Origin of the sequence: Gluconobacter kanchanaburiensis NBRC 103587, from assembly GCF_007988905.1 — a bacterium.
Classification (GTDB): Bacteria; Pseudomonadota; Alphaproteobacteria; order Acetobacterales; family Acetobacteraceae; genus Gluconobacter; species Gluconobacter kanchanaburiensis.
In genome coordinates this window covers 50,804-66,349 of the sequence record NZ_BJVA01000011.1, presented here as the reverse complement: position 1 = coordinate 66,349, position 15,546 = coordinate 50,804, and the positions used below count along the sequence as shown (strand labels likewise).

18 protein-coding genes are annotated in these 15,546 nt (G+C 59.1%); 10 read left to right on the top strand and 8 right to left on the bottom strand.

Going from position 1 to position 15,546, the window contains the following annotated elements; all coding sequences use genetic code 11:
* Positions 1 to 45: 45 nt before the first annotated feature.
* Genes GKA01_RS09785 through GKA01_RS09770 form a run of 4 tightly spaced genes read right to left on the bottom strand, consistent with a single transcriptional unit; the run spans position 46 to position 1,504 of the window.
* Complete coding sequence (locus GKA01_RS09785; protein WP_146862174.1) at positions 46 to 318, bottom strand: flagellar biosynthetic protein FliQ; 273 nt, start codon at positions 316 to 318, stop codon at positions 46 to 48.
* Positions 319 to 320: 2 nt separating this feature from the next.
* Positions 321 to 668: a flagellar hook-basal body complex protein FliE gene (gene fliE, locus GKA01_RS09780; RefSeq protein WP_146862171.1), complete on the bottom strand. Its 348-nt coding sequence runs from the start codon at positions 666 to 668 to the stop codon at positions 321 to 323.
* A 5-nt stretch (positions 669 to 673) separates the two neighbouring features.
* On the bottom strand, positions 674 to 1,081 hold the full coding sequence (gene flgC / locus GKA01_RS09775) for a flagellar basal body rod protein FlgC (protein ID WP_146862168.1): 408 nt from the start codon (positions 1,079 to 1,081) through the stop codon (positions 674 to 676).
* Positions 1,082 to 1,093: 12 nt separating this feature from the next.
* A complete protein-coding gene (locus tag GKA01_RS09770; protein ID WP_228119744.1) occupies positions 1,094 to 1,504 on the bottom strand; it encodes a flagellar basal body rod protein FlgB in 411 nt (136 codons plus the stop codon).
* Between the two features lie 301 nt (positions 1,505 to 1,805).
* On the opposite strand from GKA01_RS09770, the gene GKA01_RS09765 reads away from it, so the two are divergent.
* Positions 1,806 to 2,111, top strand: coding sequence for a hypothetical protein (locus GKA01_RS09765; RefSeq protein ID WP_146862165.1), 306 nt, complete (start codon positions 1,806 to 1,808; stop codon positions 2,109 to 2,111).
* Positions 2,108 to 2,875 (top strand): flagellar type III secretion system pore protein FliP, encoded by a 768-nt coding sequence (fliP, locus tag GKA01_RS09760; protein ID WP_228119743.1) that lies wholly within the window; start codon positions 2,108 to 2,110, stop codon positions 2,873 to 2,875. Before GKA01_RS09765 ends, fliP begins: the two co-directional genes overlap by 4 nt.
* A 59-nt stretch (positions 2,876 to 2,934) precedes the next feature.
* Here the strand turns inward: fliP and GKA01_RS09755 are convergent, their stop codons facing one another.
* On the bottom strand, positions 2,935 to 4,356 hold the full coding sequence (locus GKA01_RS09755; RefSeq protein ID WP_194265787.1) for a gamma-glutamyltransferase: 1,422 nt from the start codon (positions 4,354 to 4,356) through the stop codon (positions 2,935 to 2,937).
* A gap of 230 nt (positions 4,357 to 4,586) precedes the next feature.
* On the opposite strand from GKA01_RS09755, the gene GKA01_RS09750 reads away from it, so the two are divergent.
* From GKA01_RS09750 to GKA01_RS09720, 7 genes are all read left to right on the top strand, one after another.
* Complete coding sequence (locus GKA01_RS09750) at positions 4,587 to 5,345, top strand: DsbA family protein (protein WP_146862158.1); 759 nt, start codon at positions 4,587 to 4,589, stop codon at positions 5,343 to 5,345.
* Between the two features lie 530 nt (positions 5,346 to 5,875).
* Entirely contained in the window at positions 5,876 to 8,395 is a 2,520-nt protein-coding gene (locus GKA01_RS09745) for a putative bifunctional diguanylate cyclase/phosphodiesterase (RefSeq protein ID WP_167506352.1), read from the top strand.
* Positions 8,396 to 8,426: 31 nt separating this feature from the next.
* The gene (gene folP / locus GKA01_RS09740) at positions 8,427 to 9,263 is read left to right on the top strand and encodes a dihydropteroate synthase (RefSeq protein WP_244289194.1); all 837 of its coding nucleotides are present in this window, start codon (positions 8,427 to 8,429) and stop codon (positions 9,261 to 9,263) included.
* On the top strand, positions 9,260 to 10,159 hold the full coding sequence (gene folB, locus GKA01_RS09735) for a dihydroneopterin aldolase (protein WP_146862149.1): 900 nt from the start codon (positions 9,260 to 9,262) through the stop codon (positions 10,157 to 10,159). The genes folP and folB overlap by 4 nt, the downstream gene beginning before the upstream one ends.
* Positions 10,156 to 10,827, top strand: coding sequence for a GTP cyclohydrolase I FolE (folE, locus tag GKA01_RS09730; RefSeq protein WP_146862146.1), 672 nt, complete (start codon positions 10,156 to 10,158; stop codon positions 10,825 to 10,827). The genes folB and folE overlap by 4 nt, the downstream gene beginning before the upstream one ends.
* A gap of 161 nt (positions 10,828 to 10,988) precedes the next feature.
* The gene (locus GKA01_RS09725) at positions 10,989 to 11,594 is read left to right on the top strand and encodes a CatB-related O-acetyltransferase (RefSeq protein WP_146862143.1); all 606 of its coding nucleotides are present in this window, start codon (positions 10,989 to 10,991) and stop codon (positions 11,592 to 11,594) included.
* 155 nt (positions 11,595 to 11,749) lie between these two features.
* The gene (locus tag GKA01_RS09720; protein ID WP_146862140.1) at positions 11,750 to 12,649 is read left to right on the top strand and encodes a fructose bisphosphate aldolase; all 900 of its coding nucleotides are present in this window, start codon (positions 11,750 to 11,752) and stop codon (positions 12,647 to 12,649) included.
* Positions 12,650 to 12,668: 19 nt separating this feature from the next.
* Here GKA01_RS09720 and GKA01_RS09715 read toward each other — a convergent pair whose 3' ends face one another.
* The 3 genes from GKA01_RS09715 to queE are packed head-to-tail and all read right to left on the bottom strand — an operon-like array spanning position 12,669 to position 14,571.
* A complete protein-coding gene (locus tag GKA01_RS09715) occupies positions 12,669 to 13,196 on the bottom strand; it encodes a 6-carboxytetrahydropterin synthase (protein ID WP_146862137.1) in 528 nt (175 codons plus the stop codon).
* Positions 13,193 to 13,927, bottom strand: a complete 735-nt coding sequence (queC, locus tag GKA01_RS09710) for a 7-cyano-7-deazaguanine synthase QueC (RefSeq protein WP_146862134.1) — start codon at positions 13,925 to 13,927, stop codon at positions 13,193 to 13,195. The genes GKA01_RS09715 and queC overlap by 4 nt, the downstream gene beginning before the upstream one ends.
* Positions 13,928 to 13,929: 2 nt before the next feature.
* Positions 13,930 to 14,571: a 7-carboxy-7-deazaguanine synthase gene (gene queE, locus GKA01_RS09705; RefSeq protein ID WP_146862131.1), complete on the bottom strand. Its 642-nt coding sequence runs from the start codon at positions 14,569 to 14,571 to the stop codon at positions 13,930 to 13,932.
* A 134-nt stretch (positions 14,572 to 14,705) separates the two neighbouring features.
* Here queE and GKA01_RS09700 point away from each other — a divergent pair, with 134 nt between their 5' ends.
* Positions 14,706 to 15,545, top strand: a complete 840-nt coding sequence (locus GKA01_RS09700; RefSeq protein WP_146862128.1) for an ABC transporter permease — start codon at positions 14,706 to 14,708, stop codon at positions 15,543 to 15,545.
* Position 15,546 lies beyond the last annotated feature (1 nt).

Genomic DNA, 15,546 nt, shown 5'->3' with positions numbered 1-15,546 from the left:
CCCTATAGCGTACAGAGTGGCGAAGACGGGCTGTAAGAGTGTGGGTCAGGTGGCGCCGACGAGAATAAGCTGGTCGAAAAGGTGTCGGGTGAACGTTATGAGGGTCGCCGTCATGAATGAGCCCGCCATGACCATGACAGCACCAATGGCCAGAACTTTGGGAACAAAGGAGAGCGTGGCCTCATTGAGCTGCGTGACCGCCTGGATCAACGATACCAGAAGCCCGACCCCAAGTGCGGTAAGCAGAGCGGGCGCGCTCAGCTTGAGCGCAACCATGAAGGTCTGCTCAAGGATGGCGCCCAGATCGATAGCCTGCATGGTCAGATCGTCATTTTCATGACGTCCTGATACGCCTGAACCATCCGGTCACGGATTACGGTTGTGGTCTGAAGAGCGAGCTGGGCGTTGGAGACTGCGGTGACGATCTGGGTCATGTCACCAGCGCCTGTGAGGCCCTGCGTGGCTTTGGCTTCGGCATCATGGCCACTGTCAATGACGTTGCTGACAGACTGGGAAAGGACAGATCCGAAATCTGTGCCTGAACTCGTGTCGCCAGTAGATCCGAAAGAGCGGACACCGTCGTCAATCGTATCCGTAACGTCCTGAAGCCGGCTTTGAAGGCTCTGGACTGCATAGGCGTTATGGGCCTGGGAAAGGGATGTGAGCATCTGGGTTACTTCAGCAGGTCAAGCGTACGGGACAGCATGGTCCGGGTGCTCGACAGGGCGTTGAGGTTGGCTTCATAGGAGCGTTCGGCTTCACGCATATCCATCATCTCGGTCATGGAATCCACGTTGGAAACCTTGACATAGCCGCGTTCGTCGGCGGCTGGGTGAGAGGGGTCGTAGCGGGTATCGAAGTCCGACATGTCCCGGCTGATGTTCTGTACGTCCACCGTAGAGGCGCCGGTTTCGTCATCGACATGCTCGGCGAAAGTAATGGTTTTGCGCCTGTAGGGATCGGCGCCCGGCTGAGAGCCGGTTGTATCCTGGTTTGCAAGGTTTTCGGCGACAATGCGCAGACGCTGGGACTGCGCATCCATGCCGCTTGCGGAAATGCCTATGGTGGTGGACAGATTCATGCGTCAGAGCCCTTATTTGCCGAGCGCCGTCTGGAACATGCTCAGGTATTTGGAATAGACATTCACCGCCAGATGCTGCTGATCGTTCACGTCCGCGACCTGCTCCATCTGCTGATCCAGCGAAACCTGATTGCCGTCGAGGGATTGCTCGGCCGTTGTTTCGATGGTGTGGGTGCCTGACGCGCTGTAACCGATGTGATCGGGTTGCGTGACGGTGGGGGTGATGTCGAATTCACCCATTGCGGCTTCGAAAGGTGAAACGTCTTTTGCCTGATAATCCGGGGTATCGGCATTGGCGATATTGCCGGCCAGCACCTGCTGGCGCGCCTGAAGCCAGTTCATGCGATCACGCCCCAAAGAGAAGAGGTCGGTGCCGCCTGCGCTGGTCTGGTCGATGTTGAGCATCGAGAGGGTCTCCGTCATGCAGGGGCCGGGAAAAGTCCGGTAATGAACATGATGGCGGGGAATATTTAATAAATGGTTGCCTGAGCGGCCGATTCTGTCATGGGAAGCGTCCTTCTGTGAAGGTCATCGCTATTGGCGATGTCCTTGGTGCTGGAAACTCTGAAACTTTTCTGGAGCATGCAGAACAATAATTTTCGAGTTCGGGTCATCCATTCTGTCGGTTCGAAGCCGGGAAACCGCCGCTCTTCAAAATATCCCCCCAATTAAGCGGACGTTAACCTGTGGCGGGCATCATGGCGGGGAAAAGGAACATTGCCCGATGACCCTGCATGAATGCGTAAACGCGATTGCCGCGCTGATTTTTATCGTGGTTCTGATCTTCTGCGCGCGACCTCTGCTGCGATTTCTGGAGCAGAAAAAGAGGGGGGCGCGAGAGGGGCAGGTGGGATTGTCTCTTGTCGGACAGATGGCGCTTGATCGCACTCGTCGCCTTTCGGTCGTCAGGTATGGAAGCAGAGAAATCCTTCTCCTGACTGGCGGTAATCAGGACCTTATGATGGACTGGACAGAGCGTGATACCTTTGTTTCGGCACTCGACGCCTCCGCTGGGGAGGACATGGCATGAGGCACATTTTCCGCATTTGCCGTGTTTTGCTGCCAGGACTGGTACTTGTTGCATGCCTGTCGGCGCCTCACCTCGCGCATGCTCAGGCAGTGAGTATCGATCTGGGGCAGAACGGGGGCGCTGGTGGTGCAGGAACCACAAGCCGTCTGGTGCAGCTTACGGCCCTGATTACGGTGCTGTCGCTGGCCCCCAGCCTGCTGGTCATGATTACGGCATTTACGCGGATCGTCATTGTTCTGTCACTGCTTCGCAGTGCGCTTGGGGCCCAGGGAACGCCTCCCAATACGGTTCTGATCGGTCTAGCGCTGTTTCTGACACTTTTCGTGATGCAACCCACACTCCAGAAGTCGTGGGATGCGGGCATCGAACCAATGATGGCGGGCCGTGTCGGAGAAATGGAAGGCCTGACGGCTGCGGCTCAGCCGTTTCATGACTTCATGGCTGCGACGGCCCGGCCAGCAGATGTGGCGACGTTCCTGAATATCGCGCATGAGAAGCCGCCTGCGAAGATTACCGACACGCCGTGGCGCGTTCTGGTTCCGGCGTTCATGATTGGAGAACTGCGGCGCGGTTTTGAGATGGGGTTCCTGCTTTATCTGCCGTTTCTTGTCATCGATCTGGTTGTATCCAGCGTTTTGATGAGCCTCGGTATGATGATGTTGCCACCAAGTACCGTATCTTTGCCGTTCAAATTGATCTTTTTCGTCGTTGTCGACGGATGGTCTCTGGTGGCGGGGAGTCTGGTGCGAAGTTTTACAGGGTAGCTGTATTGAGCTTCAGAAGAGACCCCGCATTTCCGGAATAAACTGCGGGGTCTGTCTGATCAGTTGTGGGTGTCGTTCGTGGTTCCGGCGGCGAGGCCTGCTGCGCGCGGATCCGTGGAGCCGCGGCAGGAATCGTTTCCATGGCAGAGGATGACATTGAGCCGTCCCGTTCCTTCATGCGGAACCGGAGTGTTACGTGCTGCAGTGCGAAGGGCATCGCCAACTGCATCGGCAGCTTCGTTCTGCCCGGAGGCAGCGATGACGGCCCGTAGACTGCGCTGATCACGAAGGACGGCTGCGGTCAGGAGAGGCTGTGGCGTACGGGCGGGGGATGCACCGATGACGACACCCGTGCTACCGGCAATGCGGCCTGTTCCAAAGAGATTGTTCTCGCTTAGGGCGCAGGCGACTGCCATTCCGGAATGGTCTGTCACGACAAACGATGTTGAAGCGGGGAGGGCTGGAAGGCTGCCATTGCCTGCGCGGCCACCATTGAGGGCAGCCTGGGCTGCAGCCAGTGTCTTGTCGCCTGACGACGCCCGCCAAGCAGCGACTGCGCCTTGTCCGGACGTACCGGTGGTGTAGCGCAGAGCCGCTCCCAGACCACCATCCGCGGGCGGAGCGACAAATGAGGCATCCATTCCACCCTGCCGGCTGACCAGTGCATCCGTCTGGAGGGGAAGGGTCTGGCGCATATCATCGTCATTGATGGCTCCCCCCGCTTTCTGCACCGCAGTGGTGTAAACGTCGGCGAGGGCGCCGTTGTAAAGATCGCCAACGCCCGCGACCCTGATCCGCTCGAGAAAGCCGGCAAGACGGGGCTGTGCCAGACTGTCGCCCGCAACCAGTATGCCGCTCTCACCACGTCCAAAAATGGCGCGGGCGTTTTCATCTGCCAGCAGGGCCGGGCGAACGGCGGCGAGATCGGAAGCCAGAGCACGGCTGACGGTAATGCCGGTGCTTGCGAGGTTCAGGGCCGGTGCAATCAGATCGTTGAACTCGACGGTGCCATAATGGAGCTGCATCAGATACAGGCCGCGAAAGCTGGCCGCTGTTCCTGCGGGACGGTCGCCGCCCTTGCTGGTGCCGGCACGAGGCAGAAAGGCGATCGTCTGTGCGGTTTCTCCGGGGCGGCTGATCAGGCAGGCGCCACCGCCACCGAAAGATGCGCGGGACGGCAGGGTAACGCCCAGCGCCAGAGCCGTCGCCGTGGCAGCATCGGCGGCGTTGCCGCCGCGCGCCAGAACGTCATGCCCAACCAGCGCAGCCTGGGGTTCATCAGCAACCACAGTGCCGATACTGCCGCCGGACGGAGCCGCAGTTTCATTGCTGCTGATAAAATGTGACCCCGGGATCCAGGAGCATGCCCCTAGCAGAAGGCTGCAAGCGGCCGTGGCCATCAGCGAGGCCGGAAAGCGGGAAGACGCGCGACGGCCCTGCTGGGCGTCCGGGCTGGAAATCTGGTGCTGACGATGCGCCACCTGGCGTTTCTCCAATGTCTGGTCACGACTGTCCGGCCTCGTGGCCTTGGCGGGTAACGGGCTCGGGCAGACAGCGCTGCGCCGTGGATCCGATCCGGCTATCGTTCCCTCATAACGGTAATCTCAGGTTTGTGGGAGGGGCGAGTTGGTGTCTTCTCTTTACCGGAGACGTTCTTTATGACGTACGTCTCTGGGACCACTTCCCAATCAGCTGATCCGGAGCCACGTCGTTGAGACATCAATTTCTTGCCACAGCCTGTGCCGCTGTCGCCGGACTGGCCTTTTTTACAGGTGGTCAGGCAGTGGGTGCGCCAGCTTCTTCCTTCACACCGGCCCAGCGGGCGGAAATTGTCGGCATCATGCGCGACGCTCTGCAGAATGATCCGAGCATTCTCACTGATGCCATTCGCTCCATCCGTGAAAAAGCGGAGGAACAGAAACAGGATTCGACACTGGCTGCTGTGAGGGCTCATCAGACGGAATTGCAGACCGCTCCCGATTTCGCCATCCGGGGCAACCCGCATGGGAAGCTGACAGTTGTGGAGTTCTATGACCCGCGCTGTTCATACTGCCGGTCGATGATGGGCGAAGTGGACAGTTTCCTCAGCCGCCATCCTGATGTTCGGCTTGTGGAAAAGGTTGTGCCGGTTCTGGGCAGTAACAGCGTTCTTGATACACGGGCCATTTTTGCTGCCAGTGCCCAGGGCAAATACGAAGTTATGCGCAAGGTATTGATGGAAGATACCACCAAGCCAAGCATGGAACGGATCGTCGAGCTCGCCAGAGCCAACGGCATTGATCCAAAAAAATTGACGGCCGACATGGATTCGCCTCAGACCATTGCCCTGATCAACACCAATCTTGATCAGGGACGAAGTGTTGGTCTTGATGGCACCCCAACCTTCATTTTCGGAACTGCTGCGGTTGCCCCGGGAGCGCTCGAGCCCGATCAGATGGATGCCTTCCTGGACCGGGCCCGCAGGGGATAGAGTTTTGTCCCGGCGGGGCGTCAGTGCTTTTTGCTGCCGCTCCTTCACCTGCAGGCATCGCCATTCCCGTCGACGATGCCTGCAGGTGAAGGAGCGGCAGAATCCGGTTGAAGGGTGTGGCGTCTTCGTCCGAAGCGGGCCTGGCGACGTCATGAGCTCTGCTGAAGCCAATGTTATTTTTGAGTTGCAGAACATGGGTCACAGCGTCCGGGTCCTTGGCTGGCCTCGTCTAGCAGATGTTCTGCCAGAGTAGCGTCCCCGATATCGCGTGCATGAAGCGCGGCTCGGGCCTGTTCTGTTGCCACGCGGTATTTGTGGTCCTCGCCTTCAAAAGATGTGTCGTTAATACCGGACATCGTTTCTCTTCCCTTTATGGAAACGGAAGTCGTCAGGGATCTGAGAACACGACGATGATGCCGAGGTTCCCGTACTAGGCCTTTTGTGGTTATGGTCTACAGGATTCAGGATGTTTGCCGATGCGACCGGCAGGCGAGCCAGGCGCCCGATATGCTCCACTGGTATGGCGGTATATGACAGACGACAGACGTTCTGGTGCCGGGGGCAGTGCCAGTGGTGAGGAGTGTCAGGAGGGACTGGCAGACTTCAGGAACGATGTCCGCCTCCGGCGATATGGCGTCGTGAGGCGATGGTTTCGCCGCTCCCTTGGTCTGCGATGGATCACCTTCTGTATCCTGAGCCGTAAAGGTGTTTCTGAATGGCGCGGGAGACGCGCGTTTTCTGCCTCGCGGCTTCCCGTACATCTGAGTCGTACAGTCATGGTGCGACATCTCAGAACGCTTGGCCTGCTTCTGCCGTGGCATTTGTTGACCCAGGCGCTGAGTGCGACGGTTGCCGCACTGGGCGTCTGGGCTTCTGATCGCTGGCTGGCGGCAGTGCTGGTTCTTGGTATCGATGGGCCGATCTTCATCTGGTCGGTTGTCGTCCAGCCCCGGTTTCGAAAGCTGCGTCTTCCTTCAGACGATGAGTCGCGCTTTGTGCGGCGATCACTGAGAGGACTGAATGGTATTTTGGGCAGTGTGTGGTTTGTGTTCGTCATCATGGCGTTCCGCCTGCACCGGGAGGAGATCCATCTCCTGACGATTGGTGTATGTGTCGGCCTCATGGCGCCGCTTCTGCTCTGCGCACCGGTTCGTGGAGCTGTCGAGATCATGGTGATTCCGGTTGTCGCAGGGCTGTTCGGAGCTGTGATCGAGGGGAGCTTCCACCGGTCTATGCTGCTTACGATGTCGTTCATTTTTGAGGTGATGGCATGCGGGCTTTTCGTTGTCGGTGCCAGCCGGCTTGTGGAGGGGCTGCTCTGGCGCACGCAGATCGTTCGTCTGCGGCAAAGGGAGAAGTTGGATATTCTGTCGCTTCTTACGCGCTGCTCTGTTCCGCAGGGAGGGGGATGGTTGTGGGAGACGGATGAGACCGGGCTTCTACGCAATCCGTCCATCGGACTCTGTCGGGCTCTGGGACAGGAGGAGACGCAGATTGCTGGCAGGACAATCCACGCTTTGGTCGGATTGTCAGATCTATCGCCAGAGACCGCTCTTCCCTCATCAGGTGGATTGTCTCCGGCATATCGGCTGAGACATTCTCTTGGTCACCAGCTCGCTTTCCGGGATCTCACGGTCAGGGTGGCGAAGAGCGACCGTTGGTGGAAGCTTACGGGGCAGCCGTTGTTCAGAGATGGGGCTTTTCTCGGGTACCGGGGGGTCGGGACCGACGTTACGGCCATGCAAGGGCTGAGCGAGCAGCATTTCCATCGCGTGCGCATCGATGACCTGACGGGTCTGCCGAACCGCCTCGCGTGTCTGGAGCTGCTACAGAACCGTTTGCTGGATATGACGCAGGGTCACCGCGTCTTTGTAATGGTTCTGGTTTCGTTGGAAGGCACGAGAACAGGTGAGTTCCGTAAATTTCTTCCGGAGGAACAGGCCTGTGCGGTGTGGGAAAGTGTGTCACGGGTGAGGGGGCTGGTGGGGCGGATCGTATCTGATGAGCCGTTCATCGCCCGATATGGACCCATGGATCTTGCATTCGCTGTGGATGTGCCTTCCGAACGAAAGTACTCCGACCTTGAAACAATGGCCCTGAACATCCTGTCGGAGCTGGACAGGCCGATTTTTCTGCCGAGTGGTTCAGAGATTGTTCTGGAGGCCGCTGTTGGCATAGCGGTGGCCTGTTCAGAAGATGGCGATGCCCTGGTGGAAGCGGCGGAAACTGCTCTTGGGGATGCACGTGGGGAGCGGGTTGGCCGTTACAGTATTTTTGATTCCTCCGATGACCTGGCTGATATCCGTCGGAAAAGCCTGTTTCGGGATGTGCGTGAGGCGCTGCGTCTGAAAGCTTTTATGCTTGTTTATCAGCCGATCGTGAACGTCCGGACCGGAGCGGTTATTGGATTTGAGGCGCTGTGCCGCTGGAAAGGGGCGGCATACGGTCATCTCTCCATTGAGAAGGTTATTGACGTGATCATGGAGACGGGACACGGACTGGAATTCGATTTCTGGGTGCTGGAAACCGCCTGTCGAACGGCACAGCGCTGGCGGGAGGATCTCTGGGTTTCGGTAAACATGACGGCAACGCATTTCTCTCTCCCCGATATTGCCGAGCGAATTTTTGCCGTTGTGGAGAGGACGGGGCTGGAGCCAATGCGGCTCCAGCTCGAACTGACGGAAACCTGTGCGCTCGAGGCAGGATCACAGACCTGCCAGGCTTTCAGGAAACTGGAGGGGAAGGGCATCCGGATTGCTCTGGATGATTTCGGAAAGGGATATTCCAGCCTGATGTATCTTCGGCAGTTTCCTTTTTCGAAGATCAAGCTGGACGCGGCGTTCATTCAGGACATGTTGCAGGATACGCGGAGTGCGGCCGTGGTGCGCAATGTCATCGAACTGGCCATGGATCTGGGTATTGGCGTGACGGCGGAGGGCATCTCGTCGCCCGAGCATTACCGTCATCTGCGGGAACAGGGCTGCACGGAAGCGCAAGGTTTTTTTCTTGGGCGGCCGGTATTGGAAGAAGATGTTCCGTTATGCTGGTGACAGATTGTCGAAAGGAGCAGGGAGAGTTCCAGTGAAAGAGGATGTGGTGAAAGCACTCGATCTGCTGCGATATGGCAAGCCCGAAAAGGGAAATATCGTGGTGATGGGCATCGTGAATGTCACGCCCGATTCTTTTTCTGATGGAGGTCGTTTTCTGCGCCCCGAGACGGCGCTGGAACACGGGCGGGCACTCGTTGCCGACGGGGCAGACGTTCTGGACGTGGGGGGGGAATCCACGAGGCCGGGTTTCGAGCCGGTTCCGGCAGAGGAAGAGTGGGCGCGACTTTCTCCTGTCGTGGGAGAACTCGTTGCGGAAGGCGTGACGGTTTCGATTGATACGACCAAAGCCTTCGTTGCCAGACGGGCGCTTGAAGCGGGTGCGATGGTGATCAACGATGTATGGGGCTTTCAGGCTGATGCGGACATGGCGTCCGTCGTAGCGGATTCGGATGCGCTGGCTATCGTGATGCATAATCGCCATGCTGTGGACGAAGCGCTGGATCTGAGAGCGGACTGGCGTCGGTTTTTTGATACTTCCCTGGAGCATGCTGAGCGTGCCGGTCTGCCACGCGATCGGGTAGTGCTGGATCCCGGCGTGGGATTTGGCAAAACGCAGTTGCAGAATGTGGAGGCCGTGGCGCGGTTGGGAGAGCTGCGGGCCGAGTATGATCTGCCGGTTCTGCTCGGGGTTTCACGCAAATCCATGTTCGGGCATTTTTTGGGGCGTCCGACCTCCGACCGACTGGCGGGCACGTTGGCGACCCATCTGTATGGTGTCGAGCAGGGGGCGACGATGCTGAGAGTGCATGACGTCCGCGAGCATGTCGACGCGCTGACGATGCGTCAGATTCTGAAGGGTGTCCCATGATCGTGCCAGCTTTGACATCTGTTTTCGTGCGGGATCTGTGCCTGTTCGGGTATCATGGTGTTCTTTCGGAAGAAACCCGCATCGGGCAACGTTTCGTTGTCGATATCGAGATCCGCGCGGATCTTTCCGGTGCCATTGCGACCGATGATTATGAACAGGCGGTCTGTTACGGAACGCTGTGTGATATCGCGTCTGAAATCGTGACGGGACAGCCGCTTGCGCTCATCGAGACGGTAGCGGGCCGGATCGCCGCCACTATTCTGGAACGGCTGGAACGGGTGATGTGGGTGCGGGTGGCAGTTCACAAGCCTTCCGCACCGGTGCCGTATGTTGTGTCGGAAACGGCGGTGGCCGTTGAACAGGCCCGGGTTCAAGAGGTGGCATTTTCGCTGGGAAGCAATCTTGGCGAACGGGAGGCTGTTCTTGCGGCGGCGGTGGATCGTCTCTCTCTGATGGACGGGCTGGAAATCGCAAACGTGTCATCGCTCTATGACAGCGCGCCGTGGGGTGGGGTCGAGCAGCCGGCGTTCGTCAATATCTGTGTGACCGGATGGACGACGCTGGAACCTCATGCGGTTTTGCGGGCATGCAAGACCATCGAAGCGGATCTGGGGCGTATGCCGGGAGTGCGCTGGGGCGCGCGGGCGATCGACATTGACCTGCTGTATCAGGGAACGCGGGAGGTGCGGGATAGGGTTCTGACACTGCCGCATGTCTGTCTGTTCGAACGGGCTTTCGTGCTGGAGCCTCTTGCAGAAATTGATCCAGATCACGTCATTGGTGGACGTCGCGTTCGGGACGCGCTAGCAGTCCTGCCGCGGAGCCCCGGAGATGTGATCCGGCGCGCCCCTGACGGCACGGGCCGTTGGGGCATAAAGGAGCCTGAACCCGCATGAACAACCTGAACGCCACGATCCTGACAGCCACGGCACGTCAGTCGGACAGTCAGGACAGCCTTTCGTCCGAAGAACTGCGTCCGATGGAGGCCCTGCCGCTTCCCGAGGATGCGGAAGTGCGGATTGCGGGGGCCGTGCGGGAGATCCTTGAGGCACTGGGTGAAAATCCGGAGCGCGAAGGCCTCCTCGATACGCCGCAGCGTGTGGCGAAAATGTATCTTGAGGTGTTCAGCGGCCTGCATCAGGATCCGCGGGATCATCTGAAGACGCAGTTTTCGGCAGACCGCCATCATGGAGCGGTGATCGTCAAGGATATCCGCTTTCATTCGATGTGCGAGCATCATCTACTTCCCGTCTATGGCAAGGCACATGTCGCCTATCTCCCGGCCGGTGGACGCCTGACGGGGTTGAGCAAGATTGCGCGTCTGGTGGAAGGATTCGCCCGTCGCCCGCAGCTTCAGGAGCGTCTTACGGACCAGATTGCTCAGGGTATGGAAGATATTCTGGCGCCGGAAGCCGTTCTGGTCGTGATCGAAGCGGAGCATATGTGCATGAGCATGCGGGGTGTCCGCTCGCCGGGCTCCACCACTGTGACATCCATCGCACGCGGAACCTGGTTGCGGGATTCCACCGCCAGAATGGAAATCATGGCTCTCCTGCGGGGATAATCTCGGGCAAGGGTCTGCCTTTTCAGATTCAATGCTGGGCTTTCCGGGTTTGATGGGTCTAGTCTCCTGTTGAAGTGCTGGAGCTTCCTGGCTCTGGCCAGAACGGCCTGTTTCCGCTGCCTGCGAGGCCGGAAGCAAGGCCTGGACGGGGAGTAACGCCCTTGGCATTTGGAAAGAACGTCTTTCTAGCGCTGACACGGTACGCGCTGGCTTGCGAGATCGACGAGTGGGGTTGGCGGATCGGCGCTCACACCTATGGCTGCCCCAAGGTTCTGGAGCCGGAAGAAGCCGGTCTCATTATTGGCGACTATTGTTCTATCGGGCCGAACGTCACGATCATTCTGGGGAACCATCGGGCTGATCTGGTCAGCACCTACCCGTTCAGAACACTTTCGCATTTCTGGCCCTCCGCGGCGGATGGGCTCGAAGATCATACCTCGAAAGGGGACGTGATCATCGGCAATGACGTCTGGTTTGGTGCGAACGTAACCATTCTCTCCGGGATAACGATCGGGGACGGCGCCGTTATCGCTGCCGGATCTCTCGTGACCCGATCGGTGCCTCCCTACGCCATTGCAGGGGGAAATCCTGCAAAAGTGATCCGCCACCGATTTTCGCCCCAGGTCATCGAGCGCCTGCTTGCCCTGAAGTGGTGGGAGTGGCCGGAAAATGTGGTGGAAGAACGCTCCGCCTCCCTGATGAGTGATGACATCGAAGCGTTTCTAACGCTTTACGAGGCACGTCCTGAGGATCATAAGAAGGCCTGAACAGAGGGCCCGTACACCCTTGGGTGAAAGACGCTCGGGGGAACTTTTCGGGGGACTGACGCGATTGGACCAGGTCGGGAAACGTGTCGCGGCATGGGTGATCGGTCTAGCCCTTCGTTAGTGATGACGGTTTCCCTGTAACGAAGGGGATCTTGATGAGCACCGCGGAAACGATGATGTCGCAAATGGCAGACAAGGGCGGATTTATTGCTGCTCTGGATCAGAGTGGGGGCTCCACACCTGGTGCGCTCAGGCAATATGGTATTCCTGAAGATGCGTATTCCAGCGATGCCGAGATGTTTGCCCTGATGCATGAAATGCGGGTGCGGATTATGACTGCGCCTGCATTTTCTGGTGAAAAGGTGATCGGCGCCATTCTGTTCGAGCGGACCATGGATGGCGAGGTCGAGGGCGAACCCGTTCCGGCCTATCTGTGGCGTGAGCGGGGTGTTGTGCCGTTCGTGAAAATCGACAAGGGTCTGGAGACGGAAGCGGACGGCGTTCAGCTCATGAAGCCGATGCCCGATCTGGATACCCTGCTGGCGCGTGCGGCAACACTTGGCGTTTATGGAACGAAGGAACGCTCCACGATCCGTCTGCCGTCCGAAAGTGGAATTCGCGCCATCGTGCGGCAGCAGTTCGCTGTGGCCGAGCAGGTCCGCAAACATGGGCTGGTGCCGATTCTGGAACCGGAAGTGCTGATCAAGAGCCCGGATAAGGCAGCATGCGAGCAGCTTCTGCACGATTATGTCCTCGAAGAGCTACAAAAGCTCCCGCAAGACGCGCGGATCATGTTGAAGGTGACGATTCCCGAGGTCGCGGACCTGTATGATGACATTGCCCGTGATCCCCGCATGGTTCGGGTCGTGGCGCTTTCCGGCGGCTATTCCCTGGATCAGGCCTGCGAGAAGCTACAGCATAATCACCGGATGATTGCGAGCTTCTCCCGTGCCCTGATCGGCGATCTGCGGCACCAGATGGATGAGGCGCAGTTCGATGCGACGCTCGGAGAGGCCATCGAGCAGATCTATGATGCTTCGGTGAACAAGGTCTGAAATCCCTGTCGGCCGGACGTCAGGAGATGCTGTCATCCGGCCGGTTCCACCAGCACTGTTCTGGTGGTTGCGAAACGGCGGGCAGGTAATGCTGCGGATTGCCGCCGAGGCGCACGGTGTTGGTGGGTGTCTCTTCCAGCTCAATCTCATGAACGCGCAGGATATCGCCCTGATCCGCGAGAATGGCCGTTAGTTTGGCGAGCATGAGGGCCGCCATCAGTTCGGTTGTAGGGTCGCCGGGCGTGACGACGATCCGGCTGGCGCGTTCGGGCTCGTTGGCGCGGAACCATGCGAGCAGCGGGTCCGTTTCCGAAAGCTGAAGCGCGTGATCAAGGCTGTTATCCACGAAATGGTGCCAGCGTGTCTTGGCTTCGGCAAAAGGCAGAATCATGTTCGCATGACCGTCCAGACGGGTCTGTTTGGCCGGACGGAGCGTGACGCGGACATATTCGTTATGGCCATGCGGAATGGCGCAGCGTTCGCTTGACCCGGTAATGAGCCGGTGCCCCATGCAGAAACGTCGGGTGAAGACGAGTTCGGCGGTCATAAGGCTCCTCCGTGGCGGCTCTGCTGGTAGCGGCGCCATCCGTCTGCCCGCAGGTCACAGGCCGGGCAGGTCCCACAGCCATAGCCCCAGTCATGCTGATGCGTACGATCGCCCATGTAGCAGGAATGGCTGTCCCGGTTGATGACGTCCACGAGTTTCTGGCCGCCGAGTTGTTCGGTCAGGTCCCAGGTCTGGGCCTTGTCGATCCACATCAGGGGCGTGTGTAAAACGAAACGCTGGTCCATGCCGAGGTTCAGGGCGACCTGAAGGGCCTTGATCGTGTCGTCGCGGCAATCCGGGTAGCCGGAATAGTCGGTTTCACAGACCCCGGTGACGATGTGGCGCGCATTGCGGCGCACGGCGAGGGCGGCGGCGAAAGTCAGGAAAATGATATTGCGGCCCGGTACAAACGTGTTGGGCAGGCCGCTTTCGCTCAGCCCGATTTCGGCCTCGCGGGTCAGGGCCGTTTCGGACAGCGCACCGAGGGAGGCAAGGTCGATCGTATGATCGTCGCCGAGGCGCGCTGTCCACTCTGGGGAAAACGCGGCCATCTGTTCGCGCAGGGTGTCGCGGCATTCGAGCTCGATGGCGTGGCGCTGTCCGTAGGCATACCCGACCGTCTCGACGCGATCAAAGCGGGAGAGCGCCCAGGCAAGGCAGGTTGCGGAATCTTGACCGCCGGAGAACAGGACGAGCGCGGTGTTGCTGCTGATGGCCGTGTTCGTGCTCATGGTCAGGGGATTCCGATCAGCTTGTGCGTCTGGAGCGATAGGCGCCAGCGCGGATGGCGCAGGCAGTAGGCGACGGCGGCCTGCGTGTTGGCGATGCGGTCGGGGCCGTCCATCGGCTGAAGCCAGAAATGACGGAAGGAGAATTGTTCGAACAGTTCGGGTGGCAGTTCGGGCTGGGGGTAAACCAGCTTGAGTTCCGCGCCTTCGGTCTGGACGAGCGTGCTGTTGGGTTTGGGGCTGACGCAGACCCAGTCGATTCCGGCAGGCGCTGCGATCGTACCGTTGGTTTCCACAGCGATTTCAAAGCCCTGCGCTTTTACAGCCGCAATCAGCGCATCATCAAGCTGGAGGAGGGGTTCACCGCCCGTGAAGACCACATACCGCCGACCGCTCTCATCGGCGGTGTCAGTCCAGCAGGCCGCGATGGTATGGGCCAGCGCTTCCGCGGTGTCGAAGCGGCCACCGCCTTCGCCATTCGTGCCAATGAAATCGGTATCGCAGAACGTACAGGCGGCCGTGGCGCGATCCTGTTCCCGGCCCGACCACAGGTTGCAGCCCGCGAACCGGCAGAACACCGACGCACGGCCTGTCTGTGCACCCTCGCCCTGGAGGGTCACGAACATTTCCTTCACAGCATAAGACATGACCGCAGCATGTCGGCGAGGATGGCGCAGGATGCAAGGGAAATCATCATGTCGGGCTGAATGTGTTCTGCGAAGTGGGATGTTTCGCGGGCAAGGGGGATGGGCAGCGCCTGCTTTCATGGTAGGGAAGGCGCATGGAAGACATGAATGCCCGTTCTCCTGTTCTGACCCTTGAGCCTCTGCGCGGCTGGGGGCTCGTCCGCGCCGCGTGGAGCGATCTGCAGGCGGGCCTGCGGCTCTTGCCGCTGGCCGTGACGCTCGGCTGGCTGGATATCAAGATGCGATATCGCGGCTCCATTCTGGGGCCACTGTGGCTGACGTTGTCCACGGCTGTCATGATCGGCGCGATGGGGGTGGTGTACGGCTATCTCTTCCACATGGATCTGAAAGCCTATCTGCCGTTCCTGTCACTTTCGATCGTGTTGTGGGGATATGGCGGGACCGTCATCAACGATGCGGGAACAGTCTTTACGCAGAGCACGTCCCTGTTCCATGCGATGCGGATTCCGGTCAGTCTGCCGGTCACGCAGGTGATCGTCAGGAATCTGCTGATTCTGCTGCATAACATGGTTGTCGTTGTCGTCGTATTTGCGGTCTTCCATGTCTTGCCGCAGCAGATCTGGAGCCTGCTGTTTAGTCTGCCGCTTTGGATCGTGGACAGTTTCTGCGTCATTCTGCTGATCGGGATGTTGGGCGCGCGGTTTCGGGACATTGCGCCCATCGTGGCGTCTCTGATGCAGATTTTCTTTTTCGTGACTCCGGTGATCTGGAAGCCGGAACTGATCACGACCGGACGGCACTATCTGTTGCTTGATCCGTTTTATCCGCTGCTTGAAATCGTGCGTGCGCCGCTTCTGGGCCAGAGGGTGGAGTCCATCGTCTGGGAAGCGGCTCTTGGGCACAGTGTGCTTCTGTGGCTTCTAGCGGCCATCCTGTTCTGCCGGATGCGGTCGCGCATTCCTTACTGGATCTGAT